This window comes from Streptomyces sp. NPDC034670 (genome assembly GCF_055574875.1).
This window is the reverse complement of record NZ_JBVITR010000005.1, coordinates 151,866-167,463: the sequence shown is the minus strand read 5'-3', so window position 1 is coordinate 167,463 and position 15,598 is coordinate 151,866. Positions and strand designations below refer to the sequence as shown.

At 75.0% G+C, this 15,598-nt stretch carries 14 protein-coding genes; 8 read left to right on the top strand and 6 right to left on the bottom strand.

Annotated features, from left to right (window positions below; genetic code table 11):
- Positions 1–78: 78 nt before the first annotated feature.
- The gene (locus ACZ56B_RS05800; protein WP_468786637.1) at positions 79–873 is read right to left on the bottom strand and encodes an adenosylcobinamide-GDP ribazoletransferase; all 795 of its coding nucleotides are present in this window, start codon (positions 871–873) and stop codon (positions 79–81) included.
- Positions 874–933: 60 nt separating this feature from the next.
- On the opposite strand from ACZ56B_RS05800, the gene ACZ56B_RS05795 reads away from it, so the two are divergent.
- Positions 934–1,698: a hypothetical protein gene (locus ACZ56B_RS05795; RefSeq protein ID WP_468786635.1), complete on the top strand. Its 765-nt coding sequence runs from the start codon at positions 934–936 to the stop codon at positions 1,696–1,698.
- Between the two features lie 33 nt (positions 1,699–1,731).
- Here the strand turns inward: ACZ56B_RS05795 and cobT are convergent, their stop codons facing one another.
- On the bottom strand, positions 1,732–2,883 hold the full coding sequence (cobT, locus tag ACZ56B_RS05790; RefSeq protein ID WP_468786633.1) for a nicotinate-nucleotide--dimethylbenzimidazole phosphoribosyltransferase: 1,152 nt from the start codon (positions 2,881–2,883) through the stop codon (positions 1,732–1,734).
- A 194-nt stretch (positions 2,884–3,077) separates the two neighbouring features.
- Between cobT and ACZ56B_RS05785 the strand changes: the two genes are divergently transcribed.
- Positions 3,078–4,169 carry a class I SAM-dependent methyltransferase gene (locus ACZ56B_RS05785; RefSeq protein WP_468786631.1) on the top strand — a complete coding sequence of 364 codons (1,092 nt, stop codon included), beginning with the start codon at positions 3,078–3,080 and terminating at the stop codon, positions 4,167–4,169.
- Between the two features lie 69 nt (positions 4,170–4,238).
- On the opposite strand, the gene ACZ56B_RS05780 is transcribed toward ACZ56B_RS05785, so the two are convergent.
- Positions 4,239–5,438 carry a bifunctional adenosylcobinamide kinase/adenosylcobinamide-phosphate guanylyltransferase gene (locus ACZ56B_RS05780; RefSeq protein WP_468786629.1) on the bottom strand — a complete coding sequence of 400 codons (1,200 nt, stop codon included), beginning with the start codon at positions 5,436–5,438 and terminating at the stop codon, positions 4,239–4,241.
- A 162-nt stretch (positions 5,439–5,600) separates the two neighbouring features.
- On the opposite strand from ACZ56B_RS05780, the gene ACZ56B_RS05775 reads away from it, so the two are divergent.
- Entirely contained in the window at positions 5,601–5,813 is a 213-nt protein-coding gene (locus tag ACZ56B_RS05775; RefSeq protein ID WP_309060429.1) for a hypothetical protein, read from the top strand.
- Between the two features lie 49 nt (positions 5,814–5,862).
- On the opposite strand, the gene ACZ56B_RS05770 is transcribed toward ACZ56B_RS05775, so the two are convergent.
- Positions 5,863–6,603, bottom strand: a complete 741-nt coding sequence (locus tag ACZ56B_RS05770; RefSeq protein ID WP_468786770.1) for a class I SAM-dependent methyltransferase — start codon at positions 6,601–6,603, stop codon at positions 5,863–5,865.
- A gap of 80 nt (positions 6,604–6,683) precedes the next feature.
- On the bottom strand, positions 6,684–7,361 hold the full coding sequence (locus ACZ56B_RS05765; protein ID WP_468786768.1) for a DUF3043 domain-containing protein: 678 nt from the start codon (positions 7,359–7,361) through the stop codon (positions 6,684–6,686).
- 315 nt (positions 7,362–7,676) lie between these two features.
- On the opposite strand from ACZ56B_RS05765, the gene ACZ56B_RS05760 reads away from it, so the two are divergent.
- The 5 genes from ACZ56B_RS05760 (at position 7,677) to ACZ56B_RS05740 (ending at position 14,170) form a co-directional block, all read left to right on the top strand.
- Positions 7,677–8,474 (top strand): PspA/IM30 family protein, encoded by a 798-nt coding sequence (locus ACZ56B_RS05760; protein ID WP_468786627.1) that lies wholly within the window; start codon positions 7,677–7,679, stop codon positions 8,472–8,474.
- 47 nt (positions 8,475–8,521) lie between these two features.
- Positions 8,522–8,803 (top strand): PspA-associated protein PspAA, encoded by a 282-nt coding sequence (pspAA, locus tag ACZ56B_RS05755; RefSeq protein ID WP_468786625.1) that lies wholly within the window; start codon positions 8,522–8,524, stop codon positions 8,801–8,803.
- 143 nt (positions 8,804–8,946) lie between these two features.
- Entirely contained in the window at positions 8,947–10,176 is a 1,230-nt protein-coding gene (locus ACZ56B_RS05750; protein ID WP_468786623.1) for a sensor histidine kinase, read from the top strand.
- A 22-nt stretch (positions 10,177–10,198) separates the two neighbouring features.
- Positions 10,199–10,885 (top strand): response regulator, encoded by a 687-nt coding sequence (locus ACZ56B_RS05745; RefSeq protein WP_468786621.1) that lies wholly within the window; start codon positions 10,199–10,201, stop codon positions 10,883–10,885.
- Positions 10,886–11,053: 168 nt separating this feature from the next.
- Positions 11,054–14,170: an efflux RND transporter permease subunit gene (locus ACZ56B_RS05740; protein ID WP_468786619.1), complete on the top strand. Its 3,117-nt coding sequence runs from the start codon at positions 11,054–11,056 to the stop codon at positions 14,168–14,170.
- Between the two features lie 117 nt (positions 14,171–14,287).
- Here the strand turns inward: ACZ56B_RS05740 and nadA are convergent, their stop codons facing one another.
- Positions 14,288–15,472 (bottom strand): quinolinate synthase NadA, encoded by a 1,185-nt coding sequence (gene nadA, locus ACZ56B_RS05735; protein WP_468786617.1) that lies wholly within the window; start codon positions 15,470–15,472, stop codon positions 14,288–14,290.
- Positions 15,473–15,598 lie beyond the last annotated feature (126 nt).

Sequence of the window (15,598 nt, the reverse complement as noted above, 5' to 3'; positions counted from 1 at the left end):
GGCGTCCGCCTCCCGGTGACCCGGCGGCCGTGCTCCGCGCGCCCGCCCCCGCGCCCGCCGCCCCGCGGGCGGGCCGGCTCAGCCCAGTGACACGACGACCAGCGCGGTCGTCGCCGCCGTCTCCGCGAGCCCGCCGAACACGTCACCGGTGACCCCGCCGAAGCGGCGGACGCAGCGCCGCAGCAGGAGCTCGGCGGCGAAGACGGCCAGGACCACCGCGAGGACGGCGCGCACGGCGTCGCCCGCCCCGAGGAACGCGCCCCCGGCCGCGGCCGCTCCGGTCACCGCGAGGGCCACCGGCAGCGCGCCCGCCGCCGGCACCGCCCCCGCGACCGCCGCGCCCAGCCCCTCCGGCCGGGCGGGCGGCACTCCCGCGCGGGCGGCCAGGGTGAGGGCCAGCCGGGCCGCGACCGCCGAGACGACGGCGGCGAGCGCGCCCCGGGCCCAGGAACCGCCGTACGCCTGCGCCAGCGCGGCCGCCTGGGCCAGCAGCACCAGGACGAGCGTGAGCACCCCGAACGGCCCGATGTCCGACTGCTTCATGATCCGCAGCGCGTCCTCGGCGGGCCTGGCGCTGCCGAGCCCGTCCGCGGTGTCGGCGAGCCCGTCGAGGTGCAGTCCCCGGGTCAGGGCGGCCGGTACGGCGACCGTGGCGACGGCGGCGAGCGGCGCGCCCGCGCCGAGGGACAGCAGCAGCAGTCCGGCGGCGGCCGCCGCGACGCCGACCGCCAGGCCGGCCAGCGGGGCGCACAGCATCCCGGCGCGCGCGGCCGGGCGGTCCCAGCGGGTCACCCGGACCGGGAGCACGGTGAGGGTGCCGAAGGCGAAGCGGAGGCCGTCGGCCGGGGACGCGGCGGGGGAGGGTGCGGGCACCGGCGCAGATTACCCGGCGGTCGCCGGGGCGCCGTCGGCGACCGCGGATAAAGTGCCCATATGGGACAGTGGCTGGAGCGGAACATCGTCGAGCCGGGCAAGGTGCCGCTGCTCCTCGCCCTCGCCGCCTTCGTCCTCACCTTCGTGATCACCCGGGTCGTCACCCGCCTGATCCGGGCCGGCAGGGGACCCTTCGGCAACATCCGGGCCGGCGGCGTCCACGTCCACCACGTGGTGCCCGGCGTCATCCTCACGATCACCGGGGGCTTCGGCGCGGTCGCGAGCGACGGACGCGGTGCCGGCTCGGCGCTCAGCGCGGTCCTCTTCGGCGTCGGCGCGGGCCTCGTCCTGGACGAGTTCGCCCTGATCCTGCACCTCGACGACGTCTACTGGACCGAGGCCGGCCGCAAGAGCGTGGAGATGGTCGTCCTCACCGCCGCCCTGGTCGGCCTGCTGCTGGCCGGCTTCGCGCCGTTCGGCGTCAACGACCTCTCCCCGCAGGAGCTCCAGAACCGCGCGGGCGCCGCCGCGAGCGTCGGCGCGAACTTCCTCCTCGCGCTGATCGCGCTGAGCAAGGGCAAGGCGCGGACCGCGCTGTTCGGGGTGATCGTGCCCGTCGTCGCCCTCGTCGGGGCCCTGCGCCTGGCCCGCCCCGACTCCCCGTGGGCCCGGCGCTTCTACCGGCGCCGGCCCCGCGCGCGGGCCAGGGCCGTCCTGCGCGCCTACCACCACGACCGCCGCTGGTCCGGCCCCCGCCGCGCCGTCCAGGACTGGATCGGCGGCAAGCCGGACCCGGCTCCGCCGCGCTCCCTCGAACACCGCTGAACCGGCCGCCGCGGACGCGCCGGGGCCCCGGCCCTACCGCTCCCGTCCCGCTTCCCGCCCCTGCTCCGGTTCCGTTTCCCGCCCCTGCTCCGCTTCCGCGCCCGGTCCGGCGTCCGCGGCCGGCTGCCGCTCCGTCTCCTCCGGGCGCTCCGGGAGCTCCGCGGCCAGGGCGGCGGCCGCCTGGACCAGGGGCAGGGCCAGCAGGCCGCCGGTGCCCTCGCCGACGGTGACGCCGTGGGTGAGGAGGGGTTCGAGGGCCATCCGGTCCAGCGCCTTCGCCTGGGCCGGCTCACCGCTGTCGTGCGCGGCGAGCCACCAGTCCGGGGCCCGGAACGCCACCCGCTGGCCCACCAGCGCGCACGCCGACGCGACCACCCCGTCGAGCAGGACCGGCAGCTTGCGCACCGCGGCCTGGAGCAGGAAGCCCGTCATCGCGGTGAGGTCGGCGCCGCCCACCGTCGCCAGCAGCCGCAGCTGGTCGCCCAGCACGGGCCGCGCCCGGCGCAGCGCGTCGCGGATCGCCGCGCACTTGCGCATCCACGCCAGGTCGTCGATCGCCAGCCCGCCGCGCCCGGTCACCACGGACGCGTCCGTCCCGCACAGCGCGGCCACCAGCACACCCGCCGCGGTGGTCCCGCCCACGCTCACGTCGCCGAGCACCACCAGGTCCGTGCCGGAGTCGGCCTCCTCGTCGGCCACGGCCGTCCCGGCCCGGAACGCCGCCTCGGCCTCCTCGGGGCTCAGCGCGTCCTCGACGTCGATGCGCCCGCTGCCGCGCCGCACCCGGTGCCGTACGACGTCCTCCGGCAGCGACGCGGGATCGCAGTCCAGGGCCATGTCGACCACCCGCACCGGCACCCCGAGCCGCCGGGCCAGCACGGACACCGGACGGCCGCCCTCCAGCACCTCCCGCACCAGCTCCACGGCGCTGCCGGCGGGCCGGGCCGAGACACCCAGCCCGGCGACCCCGTGGTCCCCGGCGAAGAGCACCACCCGCGGCCGCTCGACCGGCCGCACCGGCACCGCGGACTGCGCCGCGGCCAGCCACTCACCCAGGTCGTCGAGGCGGCCCAGCGACCCGGGCGGCACGGCCAGGCGCTCCCGGCGCGCCTCCGCGTCACGGCGCACCCCGCCGTCCGGACGCTCGATCAGATCGGTGAAGTCGTCGAGATTCAGCGAGCTCATTCGCCGAACAGTACCGGCCCCGGTCGAACACGACGGCGCACCGGTCACCACCGCGCCCGGGGCCCCGTCCGCGCCGCGCCGCCGCCACGTCACCACCGCGCCGCCACCGCGTCGGTGCGCCCCGAGGGGCCGTCCCCTACGTAACGTTTCGCAGCGGATCGCCACGCTGTATGCCCTCATGTCGGGAGCCGCCCATGTCCGCGCCCACCCCGCCCCCCGCGCACGTCCCGGCCGCGGCGGACCCCGCCCTCCGCTCCTCCACCCGGGCGCACGAACCGCGTCGCGGGGACTGCCCCTGGTGCGGCTCCACGCGGCTGCGCAACCGGCTGCGCACCGGCGACCTGCGCCGGCACCGGCCGGGCCTGTTCACCGTCGACGCGTGCCGGGACTGCGGCCACACCTTCCAGAACCCCCGTCTCACCGCCGAGGGCCTCGCCTCCCACCGGCGGGTCGTGCGCGGCGCCCCCCGGGACCCCGTCACCGAGCGCGTCCTCGCCCTGCACGCCACCCCCCGGCGCCACCGCGGTGCCGCCCGCGCGATGCTGCGCTTCGGCGAACCGGAGAGCTGGCTGGACGTCGGCACCGGGCTCGCCCGCTTCCCGCAGGCCGCGCGGGAGTTCTTCCCGTACACCTCCTTCGACGGCACCGACCTCACCGCGCGCGTCGAACGGGCCCGCGCGCTCGGCCGCGTCGAGGAGGCCCACGTCGGATCGCTGACGGACCCGCGGATCGCGGCCCGGCTGGCCGCCCGCTACGACGTGGTCAGCCTGCTGCACCACTTGGAGCACACCACCGACCCCCGCGCGGAGCTCCACGCGGCCCTCGACGCCCTGCGCCCCGGCGGCCACCTGCTCGTCGAGACCCTGGACCCGCGCTGCGCGTTCGCCGCCCTGCTCGGCCGCTGGTGGCTGCCCTACGACCAGCCCCGCCGGCTGCACCTGCTGCCCCCGCGCAACCTCCGCGCGGAACTGACGGCCCGCGGCTGCGAGATCGTCGCCGCCGGGCACCGCGCCGCGCACGTCCCGTACGACCTCGCCGGCGCGACCGCCCTGGCCCTCTCCCACGCCCTGCCCGCCCCGGACACCCCCTGGCGCGCCGTCCCGTCGACCCCGTTCCGGCGGCACCTGCGCGCGGCCCTGCTGCGCGCGGGCGTCCCGCTGGTGGTCGCCGCGGCGCTGGTGGACCTCGCCCTCGCGCCCGCGGCGCGCCGCACCCCGTTCGCCAACGCCCACCGGATCATCGCGCGCAAACCGAAGCCGGCGGGACGCCGACCGGACCCGGCCTGACCCCACCCGACGTGATCCGGTGCGGCCCGGCCCGCCCGGGCCGGGTCCGGCCCCGGCCCCGCGGGTCCCTCATCCCCGCAGGACGACCGCCTGTCCCGCCACCACCAGCAGCACCTGCTCGCACTCCTGGGCGAACGCCGCGTTCAGCCGCCCGAGTTCGTCCCGGTACCGGCGGCCGGACGCGGTGGCGGGCACGATGCCCGAGCCCACCTCGTTGGAGACGGCGACCACCGTCCGCCGGGTCCCGCGCACCGCGTCGGTCAGCTCCCGCACCCGGTCCCGCAGGGCCCGTTCCCCGCCGCCCGCCCACTCCGCGTCGTCCCACGCCCCCACCGCGTCCATCGCGTCCGTCAGCCACAGCGACAGGCAGTCCACGAGCAGCGGCGGCCCCTCGTCCCGCAGCAGCGGCACCAGGTCGCAGGTCTCCACGGTCCGCCACGACCCCGGCCGCCGCTCCCGGTGCGCCGACACCCGCGCCGCCCACTCGGTGTCCCCGCCCCGCGTCCCGCCGGTCGCCACGTACAGCACCTCGGGGAAGGCCTCCAGCCGCCGTTCGGCCTCCACCGACTTGCCCGAGCGGGCCCCGCCCAGCACCAGCGTCCGCCGCGGCACGCCGGGCACGTCCTCGTGGGCGCCCACCTCCAGCACGGTCCCGTCCGGCACCGCGCGCGCCCCGGCCGCCGCGAGTCGGCGCCGCGTCTGCGCGCCCGGCGGCACGTCGTGGTCCAGGTGGACCGCGACGACGTCCGTGGTCGCTCCCACCGCGCCGACCGCCCGCAGCCGCGCCAGCGCGTCCGGGCGCCCCACGACGTCCAGCAGCACCGTGGCGTACGGCTCGGCCGGCTCCTCCAGCCCGGCCGGCCCGCCGCCCGGCGGGAGGTACAGCAGCCGCCGGCCGTCCGGGCCGGTCACCGCGTACCCGGTGCCGGGCGCGTCCAGCGCCACCGCGCGCACCCGATGCCCCGTCAGCAGCGCCAACTCCCGGCCGTCCGGCACCCGTCCGGGCTGCGGCAGTCCGGCCGGCACCTCGACCGCGGGGCCGTCGTGCGGGTGCGACAGCAGCACCTGGCGCACGCCGCCCAGCGAACGCCCCGCGCGGGCCGCCGCGGACGTCGCGCCGGGCAGGAGGTCCAGCAGCAGCGTCCCGTCCACGAGCAGCGAGGTCGCCGCCCGCGCGTGGGGGCCGAGCGCGGACGCGCACGCGGCGCAGGGACAGTCGGGGCGGGGCAGGCCCGCGGGGGCGCCGGTGCCGAGCAGAGTCAGTTCCACGGACCCGATTTTCGCCCGTCCCCACGGCGGCTGCGCGTCCGGCCGGGCGCTTTCGCCACGGGGCGGGCGGGAGATCGGCGAGAGGGCCTAGGCTCTTGCGCAGGAGCCGGACCGGGAGCCGGCTCCTGCTGTGCAGTGTGCTCACACCCCTGGGAGGCGTACATGGCGGCATGGACGTGGCGGTTCGAGAAGGCCGACGGGACGCAGGTCGAGCCCGCGGTGCCGCCGGAGGAGTTCCCCACGCAGGGGGACGCCGAGTCCTGGATCGGGGAGAACTGGAAGGCCCTGCTGGAGGGCGGCGCCGACCAGGTGCGGCTGCTGGAGGACACCACGGAGATCTACGGGCCGATGAGCCTGCGCGCCGAGGAGGCGTGAACCGGGGGCGGGGGCCGGCCGGGTCCCCGCCCCCCACGGTCCGGTGGGCTCAGCCCCGTACGCCGCACAGGTGCAGCAGCGCCGCCACCGCGCGGTAGGGGTCCGTGCGGCCGGCCCGTTCCTCGGCCGCGAGGAGGACCTCCAGGTCGTCCGGGACGCCCGCGCCGTCGACTGCCGTGTCCGTGAAGACCCGTACGCCGTACCAGGCGCGCAGCGGCGCCCCGATCCCCGCGAGCGTCGCCGTCAGCGTCTTCAGCCGGTGGGCGCGGACGTCGGGTTCCGGCCGGGTGGCGGTCCCCCCGTCCGGGTCCGTCCGGGAGTGGGGGAGGTGCGCCGCCGGGTCGAAGCGGGCCAGCGCCCCGGCCCAGTCGCCGGAGAGCCCCGGCCGCATCGCCGGCGCGTCGCCGTTGCGCACCAGCAGTGACAGCAGTCCGCCGGGCGCGAGCATCCGGGCCAGCCCCGCGAGCAGCGCGTCCGGGTCCTGCGCGCGCATGAGCACGCCGTGGCACAGCACCACGTCGAAGCTGCCCGGCAGGAAGTGCACCCCGGTGTCCCTGCCGTCGCCCTCGATGACCCGCATCCGCTCCCGGATGCCCTCCGGCTCCCCGGCCAGGGCCTCCCGCGCGGCGGCGATCAGCGCCGCGTCCCGTTCCAGGCCGGTCACCTGGTGGCCGGCCCGGGCCAGCCGCAGCGCCTGCGTGCCCCGGCCCATGCCGACGTCGAGCACACGCAGCCGCCGGCCGACCCGGAAGCAGCCGGCCAGTTGTTCCTCCAGCTGACGGGCGACCAGCTCCTGCCGGACGACGTCGCGCAGGTCGCCGGGCTCGCCCGGCCGGGTCCGCGCCGGGCCGTCGGCGAACGGCGTGGCGCTCAGGGCCGCTCCCCGCGCTGGACCTGGGGCTTGGGCAGGCGCAGCCGGCGCATCTGGAGCGAACGCATCAGCGCGTAGGCGACCGCGCCGCGGCGGTTGTCGTCGGGGAAGCGCTCGGTCAGCCGCTTCTTCAGCCGGAAGCCGGTGACGATCGAGTCGAGCACGATCATCACGATCACCACGAGCCACAGCAGCAGCGCGGCGTTCTGCAGGGCCGGGATCTGGATCATGCTCATCACGAGGATGATCACGGCCATCGGCAGGAAGTACTCGGCGATGTTGAACCGCGAGTCGACGAAGTCGCGCGCGAACCGGCGCACCGGCCCCTTGTCACGGGCGGGCAGGTAGCGCTCGTCGCCGCTGGCCAGGGCCTGGCGCTGGCGTTCCAGCGCGGCGCGGCGCTCCTCGCGCTGCCGCTTGGCGGCCTCCTTGCGCGTCATGGGCGTGTTGGCCACGCTGCGACGCTGGGACTGGGCCACGCTCCGCTTGGGCGTGGGGCGGCCCTTGGGGGCCTCCGGATGACGGGGCTGCTTGGAGTCGGTCACCGTCGCCTTGCCGGCGACCGATGCCTTCTCTTCCTTGGCACGGCTACGGAACACAAAACCCAAGGGTACGGGGTGCCCGGGGTTGGACCCCAGCCCCGGGGGGAACGATCCGGCAACACCGGTCGTCTCCAGAAGACAAGGAAGACGAAGCCGACCAGGAAGACCAGGAAGACCAGGACGGCGAGGACAGGGAACCACGGGGAACACGGGGAAGGCACGGAGGAGACGCGGAGGGACACGGTGCGACACGGGCGGACCGGCCGTCCCGCCCCGGGGATCACCTACTCCTTACGCCGGATCGGGAAGGCGGTCACTCGTCCTTGGGGATGAGCCCATCCGTCCCCGGACAGTGCGGTAATGGAAGCAGGGCCCGTACTGTGGGTTCTGTCGCAGATCTGTGAGCTGGAGTCCGTCAGAAGGGGGCGCGCGAAGCCCATGAGCGGTGTCATGAAGCGTATGGGGATGATCTTCCGCGCGAAGGCGAACAAGGCCCTTGACCGGGCCGAGGACCCGCGCGAGACCCTCGATTACTCGTACCAGAAGCAGCTGGAGCTGCTCCAGAAGGTCCGTCGCGGTGTCGCCGACGTGGCGACCAGCCGCAAGCGCCTGGAACTCCAGCTCAACCAGCTCCAGTCCCAGTCCTCCAAGCTGGAGGACCAGGGCCGCAAGGCGCTCGCGCTGGGCCGCGAGGACCTGGCCCGCGAGGCGCTGTCCCGCCGCGCCGCCCTCCAGCAGCAGGTGACCGACCTGGAGACGCAGCACGCGACGCTCCAGGGCGAGGAGGAGAAGCTCACCCTCGCGGCCCAGCGGCTCCAGGCCAAGGTGGACGCCTTCCGGACGAAGAAGGAGACCATCAAGGCCACCTACACCGCCGCCCAGGCGCAGACCCGGATCGGGGAGGCCTTCTCCGGCATCTCCGAGGAGATGGGCGACGTCGGGCTGGCGATCCAGCGGGCCGAGGACAAGACGGCCCAGCTCCAGGCGCGGGCCGGCGCGATCGACGAACTGCTCGCCTCGGGCGCCCTGGACGACCCCTCCGGCATGCACAAGGACGACATCCAGGCCGAGCTGGACCGGCTCTCCGGCGGCACGGACGTGGAGCTGGAACTGCAGCGCATGAAGGCCGAGCTGGCCGGGGGCACCACCGGCGGGCAGCAGGCCATCGAGGGCGGTACCGGCCAGACCCAGGACCAGGCGCAGTCCCAGCAGCAGCCGCAGGACGCCCCGCGCTTCGACAAGCAGTAGCCACCGGCACCACCGACGGGACACGGGTCCATGCCTAGGAGGGCGACATGATCGTACGGATCATGGGGGAGGGGCAGGTGACGCTGGCGGAGAGCCGGCTCGCCGAGCTGGACAAGCTGGACGAGGAACTGCTCGCCGAGATGGAGAACGGCGACGGGCCGGGCTTCCGCGCGACCCTGCGCGCGCTGCTGGCCAAGGTCCACGAACTCGGCGAGCCGCTGCCCGAGGACTCCCTGGAGCCCTCCGACCTCATCCTCCCGTCCCCGGACGCCACCCTGGAGGAGGTCCGGGAACTGCTCAGCGACGACGGCCTCATCCCGGGCACCTGACGGATGCCCGGGGACCGGTCCCCGCCCCGCCGGCCGGTCCGGGGCGGGGACCGTCCGGTCCGGGGCGGGACCCGGGGCGCGGTCCCCGGCAGACGCGCCCGGACACCGGCCCCGTACGCCCGCCCCGGTTACCGTGAACAGCCGTGAGCACCCTGACGCGCGCCCGGTACCGGCTGCGGGCCCACCCCCGTGCCCTGGACGCGGCCCTGGCCGCGGGCGTCCTGGCGTGCATGGTGGCCGGGTCCTTCGTGGACCCGCACGGCCCGGACGGCGTCACCTGGGGGCTGCGCACCCCCGACCCGCTCAGCCTGGTCCTCATGGCCCTGGGCGCCGCCGCGCTCGTCTTCCGCAGGCGCGCCCCGCGCACGGTCCTCGCCCTGGCCGGCGGGGTCTGCGTGGTGGAGTCCGTCACCGGCGATCCCCGCGCCCCGGTCGCCATGTGCGCCGTGGTCGCGCTCTACACCGTGGCCTCCACCACCGACCGTCCCACCACCTGGCGAGTCGGCCTGCTCACCACGGCGGTGCTCACCGGCACCGCCATGACCGCCGGCTCGTTGCCCTGGTACGCCCAGGAGAACCTGGCGATCCTCGCCTGGACCGGCATCGGCGCCACCGCCGGGGACGCCGTCCGCAGCCGCCGCGCCTTCGTCCGGGCCATCCGCGAACGCGCCGAACGGGCCGAACGCACCCGTGAGGAGGAGGCCCGCCGCCGCGTCGCCGAGGAGCGGCTGCGCATCGCCCGCGACCTGCACGACGTGGTCGCCCACCACATCGCCCTGGTCAACGTCCAGGCCGGGGTCGCCGCCCACGTCATGGACAAACGGCCCGACCAGGCCAAGGAGGCGCTGGCCCACGTCCGCGAGGCCAGCCGCTCCGCGCTGGGCGAGCTGCGCGCCACCGTCGGCCTGCTGCGCCAGTCCGGCGACCCCGAGGCGCCCACCGAACCGGCGCCCGGCCTGGACCGCCTCGAGGAACTCGCCGGCACCTTCCGCAGCGCCGGGCTGCGCGTCGAGGTCGCCCGGGCCGACCGGGGCGCCGTCCTCCCCGCCGCCGTCGACCTGGCCGCCTACCGGATCGTCCAGGAGGCCCTCACCAACGTGCGCAAGCACGCCGGTGAGGGCGCGAAGGCGGAGGTCAGCGTCGTCCGGGTGGGACCCCGCATCGAGATCACCGTCCTCGACGACGGCGCCGGCGACGGCCGGGGCCGTGCTCCCGGCGGCGGGCACGGCGGCGGGCACGGACTGCTCGGCATGCGCGAGCGCGTCACCGCCCTGCGCGGCACCCTCACCACCGGTCCCCGCTACGGGGGCGGTTTCCGCGTCCATGCGATCCTGCCCGTCGAGACCCGTCCGTCCGTCCAGGACGGCCTGTGACCAGCGCACCGGGGGAGCCCGTATGACGATCCGCGTCCTGCTCGCCGACGACCAGGCCCTGCTGCGCAGTGCCTTCCGGGTGCTCGTCGACTCCGAGCCGGACATGGAGGTGGTGGGCGAGGCGTCCGACGGCGCGGAGGCGGTCCGGCTGGCCCGCGAGCAGCGGGCCGACGTCGTCCTGATGGACATCCGGATGCCCGGCACCGACGGGCTCGCCGCCACCCGCACGATCAGCGCGGATCCCGCGCTCGCCGCGGTCCGGGTGGTGATCCTGACGACCTTCGAGGTCGACGACTACGTGGTGCAGTCCCTGCGCGCCGGCGCCTCCGGCTTCCTCGGCAAGGGCTCCGAGCCCGACGAACTGCTGAACGCCATCCGGATCGCCGCCGGGGGCGAGGCCCTGCTCTCCCCGGCCGCCACCAAGGGCCTGATCGCCCGCTTCCTCGCCCAGGAGGGCAGGGCCGGCGGGGCCGAGCACGACCCGGCCCGCGCCGAACGCCTCGCGTCCCTCACCGTCCGCGAGCGCGAGGTGCTGGTCCAGGTCGCCGGCGGACACTCCAACGACGAGATCGCCGAACGCCTCCGGGTCAGCCCGCTGACGGTGAAGACGCACGTCAACCGGGCCATGGCCAAGCTGGGCGCCCGGGACAGGGCCCAACTGGTGGTGACCGCCTACGAGTCGGGGCTGGTCCGTCCGAGGGTGGACTGAGCCCCGGCGGGCGTACTGCGCAGGGAGTAGGCGCCGCACGAGGATTTGGACCTGAAGGCTACGGATCGGCCCTCCCCGATGGCCCAGGGTGTAGAGCGGGCGCCCGACTGCGTCCGTCCATGCACTTCTGCCGTTCACCGACGTTCACAGAAGAGAGACCCGTCACCCATGTCCTGGCTGTCCAGGTTCAGCCTTGCGCAACGGGCGCTGATCGGACTGATGTCGATCATCGCGCTCGTCTTCGGGGCGATCGCGATCCCCCAGCTCAAGCAGCAGTTGCTGCCCACCATCGAACTGCCCATGGTCTCCGTGCTGGCCCCGTACCAGGGCGCCTCGCCGGACGTGGTCGAGAAGCAGGTCGTCGAGCCCATCGAGAACAACCTGAAGGCCGTCGACGGCCTGACCGGTGTGACCTCGACGGCGAGCGAGGGCAACGCCGTGATCATGGCGTCCTTCGACTACGACAACGACACCCAGCAGCTCGTCGCCGACGTCCAGCAGGCCGTCAACCGGGCCCGCGCCCAGCTCCCGGACGGCGTGGACCCCCAGGTCGTCGCCGGCTCCACGGACGACCTCCCGGCCGTGGTCCTCGCCGTCACCTCCGACAAGGACCAGCAGGCGCTCGCCGACCAGCTCGACCGGACCGTGGTGCCCGCCCTGGAGGACGTCGACGGCGTCGGCCAGGTCGTGGTGGACGGCGTGCGGGACCTCCAGGTCACCGTCACCCCCGACACCGCGAAGCTGGCGAAGGCCGGTCTCACGCCGCAGGCGCTGGCCCAGGCCCTCCAGGCCGGCGGCGCGACCGTCCCGGCCGGTTCCCTGGACGAGGGCGGCACCAACCGCACCGTCCAGGTGGGCGGCGGCTTCACCTCGCTGCGGCAGATAGAGGACCTGAGGGTGGCCGGCGAGCCCGGCAAGGGCGAGCCGGTCCGCCTCGGCGACGTCGCCGAGGTGCGCCAGCAGGAGGCCCGGGCCGACTCCCTCACCCGGACCAACGGCAGGCCCAGCCTCGCCGTGATGGCGACCATGGACCACGACGGCAGCGCGGTCGCGATCTCCGAGGCCGTCCAGGAGATGCTCCCCGACCTGCGCGAGGACCTCGGCTCCGGTGCCACGCTCACCGTCGTCAGCGACCAGGGCCCGGCCGTGTCCCAGGCCATCGAGGGCCTGACCACCGAGGGCGCGCTCGGTCTGGTCTTCGCGGTCGTGGTGATCCTGGTCTTCCTGGCGTCGGTCCGCTCGACCCTGGTCACCGCGGTGTCCATCCCGCTGTCCGTGGTCCTCGCCCTCATCGTGCTGTGGACGCGCGACCTGTCGCTGAACATGCTGACGCTGGGCGGTCTGACCATCGCCATCGGCCGGGTCGTGGACGACTCCATCGTGGTCCTGGAGAACATCAAGCGGCACCTCGGCTACGGGGAGGAGCGCCACGCGGCGATCATGAAGGCGGTGCGCGAGGTCGCCGGCGCGGTGACGTCCGCGACGCTCACCACGGTCGCCGTCTTCCTGCCGATCGGGCTGGTCGGCGGCATGGTGGGCGAGCTGTTCGGCTCCTTCAGCCTCACCGTCACCGCCGCGCTGCTGGCGTCCCTGCTGGTGTCGCTGACGGTCGTCCCGGTGCTGTCGTACTGGTTCCTGCGCGCCCCGAAGGGCACCCCCGAGGACGCCGGGGAGGCGCGCCGGATCGCGGAGGAGAAGGAGGCGAAGAGCCGCCTCCAGCGCCTCTACCTCTCGGTCCTGCGCTTCGCCACCCGGCGCAGGATGGCCAGCCTGGCCATCGCGGTCGTCGTGCTGATCGCCACCTTCGCCATGGCGCCGCTGCTGAAGACCAACTTCTTCGACCCGGGCGAGCAGCAGGTCCTCACCGTCCGCCAGGAGCTGGAGCCCGGCACCAGCCTGAGCGCGACCGACGCCCGGGCGAAGAAGGTCGAGGAGCTGCTCGCGGACACCGAGGGCGTCAAGGACTACCAGGTGACGGTCGGCTCGTCCGGCTTCATGGCGGCCTTCGGCGGCGGCACGGACACCAACCGGGCGACGTACCAGGTGATGCTGGAGGACTCCGCGTCCTCCGAGGACGTGCAGGACCACCTGGAGAAGGGCCTCGCCGCGCTCGACGGCATCGGCACGACCACCATCGCGGCCGGTGACGGCTTCGGCAGCCAGGACCTGAGCGTGGTCGTCAAGGCGGCCGACGCGCAGGTGCTGCGCGAGGCGGCCGACCAGGTCCAGGACGCGGTGGCGTCCCTGGACGACGTCACGGACGTCACCAGCGACCTGGCCGAGAGCGTGCCCCGCATCTCGGTGAAGGCCGGGCCCGAGGCCGCCGCGGCCGGTTTCGACGACCAGACCCTCGGCATGGCCGTCGCCCAGGCGGTGCGCGGCACCCCGGCCGCCAAGGCGGTCCTGGACGACGTCGAGCGCGACGTCCTCATCCGGTCGCCCGAGTCGGCCACCACCCTGGAGCAGCTGAGGAACCTGCGCCTGGGCGCGGTGAAGCTGGGGGACATCGCCGCCGTCGAGGTGGTGGACGGCCCGGTGTCCCTGACCCGGATCGACGGTCAGCGCGCGGCCACCGTCACGGCCAGGCCGACCGGCGACAACACGGGCGCGGTGAGCACGGCCCTGCAGGCGAAGATCGACGGGCTGACGCTGCCGGCCGGCGCGACGGCGGAGATCGGCGGTGTGTCCGAGGACCAGGACGAGGCGTTCCGCAACCTGGGCCTGGCGATGCTGGCGGCGATCGCGATCGTCTTCCTGCTGCTGGTCGGCACCTTCCGCTCGCTGGCCCAGCCGCTGATCCTGCTGGTCTCCATCCCGTTCGCGGCGACGGGCGCGATCGGCCTGCTGGTGGTCACGGGCACCCCGATGGGCGTCCCGGCGATGATCGGCATGCTGATGCTGATCGGCATCGTGGTGACCAACGCGATCGTGCTGATCGACCTGATCAACCAGTACCGCGCGCAGGGCCACGGCGTGGTCGAGGCCGTGCTGGAGGGCGGCCGCCACCGTCTGCGGCCGATCCTGATGACGGCCCTGGCCACCATCTTCGCCCTGCTCCCGATGGCGCTCGGCATCACCGGCGAGGGCGGCTTCATCGCCCAGCCGCTGGCCGTGGTGGTGATCGGCGGCCTGTTCACGTCGACGCTGCTCACCCTGCTGCTGGTGCCCACGCTCTACGCGATGCTGGAGCTCCGCAAGGAGCGGCGCGCGAAGAAGAAGGCGCTGAAGAAGGACGGTCCCGCACAGCCGGGGACGTCGCGGGAACCGAAGCCGGCCCAGGTCTGACCGGCCCCGCACGGACGAAGGCCCGCCCGGCACCGAGGTGCCGGGCGGGCCTTCGTCATGGACGGCCGCGGACCGGGCCGCCGGTCGCGGCACCGGGCGGGCCGGTCCGCCGGACGGTCACGGCAGCGCCAGCATCCGCTCCAGCGCCAGCTTCGCGAACGCCTCGGTCTCCTTGTCCACCTCGATGCGGTTGACCAGGGTGCCCTCGGCGAGGGACTCCAGGGCCCACACCAGGTGGGGGAGGTCGATGCGGTTCATGGTGGAGCAGAAGCAGACCGTCCTGTCGAGGAACACGACCTCCTTGCCCTCGGGAGCGAAACGGTTCGCCAGCCGGCGCACCAGGTTCAGCTCCGTGCCGATGGCCCACTTGGAGCCGGCCGGGGCCGCCTCCAGCGTCCTGATGATGTACTCGGTCGACCCGACGTGGTCCGCCGCGGCCACGACCTCGTGCCGGCACTCGGGGTGCACCAGGACGTTCACGCCCGGTATCCGCTCGCGCACGTCGTTGACCGAGTCGAGGTTGAACCGGCCGTGCACCGAGCAGTGGCCGCGCCACAGGATCATCTTCGCGGCGCGCAGCTCGTCCGCGGTCAGCCCGCCGTTCGGCTTGTGCGGGTTGTAGACGACGCAGTCCTCCAGGGACATCCCCATGTCCCGCACCGCGGTGTTGCGGCCGAGGTGCTGGTCGGGCAGGAAGAGGACCTTCTCGCCCTGCCGGAAGGCCCACTCCAGGGCCCGCGCGGCGTTGGAGGAGGTGCAGATCGTGCCGCCGTGCTTGCCGGTGAAGGCCTTGATGTCGGCGGAGGAGTTCATGTACGACACCGGCACGACCTGCTCGGCCACCCCGGCCTCGGTCAGCACGTCCCAGCACTCGGCGACCTGCTCGGCGGTGGCCATGTCGGCCATGGAGCAGCCGGCCGCGAGGTCCGGCAGGACCACCTTCTGGTCGTCGGACGTCAGGATGTCCGCGGACTCCGCCATGAAGTGGACGCCGCAGAACACGATGTACTCGGCCTCCGGACGCGCGGCGGCGTCCCGGGCCAGCTTGAAGGAGTCGCCCGTGACGTCGGCGAACTGGATGACCTCGTCGCGCTGGTAGTGGTGACCGAGCACGAAGACCTTGTCCCCGAGCTTCTCCTTGGCCGCGCGGGCGCGTTCGACCAGGTCCGGGTCGGACGGCGAGGGCAGGTCGCCGGGACACTCCACGCCGCGCTCGCTCCGGGGGTCGGCCTCACGGCCGAGGAGCAGCAGGGCGAGGGGCGTCGGCTGTACGTCGAGCTCCTGGGACTGGGCGGTGGTCACGACACGCACCCTTTCTGTTCTGCGGCTCGGGGGGGGGGGGGGGGGGGGGGGGGGGGGGGGGGGGGGGGGGGGGGGTGGGGGGGTGTTGGGGGGGGGGGGGGGGGGTGTCGGCTCTGCCTTTCGCCT

Coding starts and splice junctions, on each gene's coding strand:
- ACZ56B_RS05795 (WP_468786635.1), top strand. CDS start 934: ATGGGACAGTGGCTGGAGCGGAACATCGTCGAGCCGGGCAAGGTGCCG.
- cobT (WP_468786633.1), bottom strand. CDS start 2,883: ATGAGCTCGCTGAATCTCGACGACTTCACCGATCTGATCGAGCGTCCG.
- ACZ56B_RS05785 (WP_468786631.1), top strand. CDS start 3,078: ATGTCCGCGCCCACCCCGCCCCCCGCGCACGTCCCGGCCGCGGCGGAC.
- ACZ56B_RS05775 (WP_309060429.1), top strand. CDS start 5,601: ATGGCGGCATGGACGTGGCGGTTCGAGAAGGCCGACGGGACGCAGGTC.
- ACZ56B_RS05760 (WP_468786627.1), top strand. CDS start 7,677: ATGAAGCGTATGGGGATGATCTTCCGCGCGAAGGCGAACAAGGCCCTT.
- pspAA (WP_468786625.1), top strand. CDS start 8,522: ATGATCGTACGGATCATGGGGGAGGGGCAGGTGACGCTGGCGGAGAGC.
- ACZ56B_RS05745 (WP_468786621.1), top strand. CDS start 10,199: ATGACGATCCGCGTCCTGCTCGCCGACGACCAGGCCCTGCTGCGCAGT.
- ACZ56B_RS05740 (WP_468786619.1), top strand. CDS start 11,054: ATGTCCTGGCTGTCCAGGTTCAGCCTTGCGCAACGGGCGCTGATCGGA.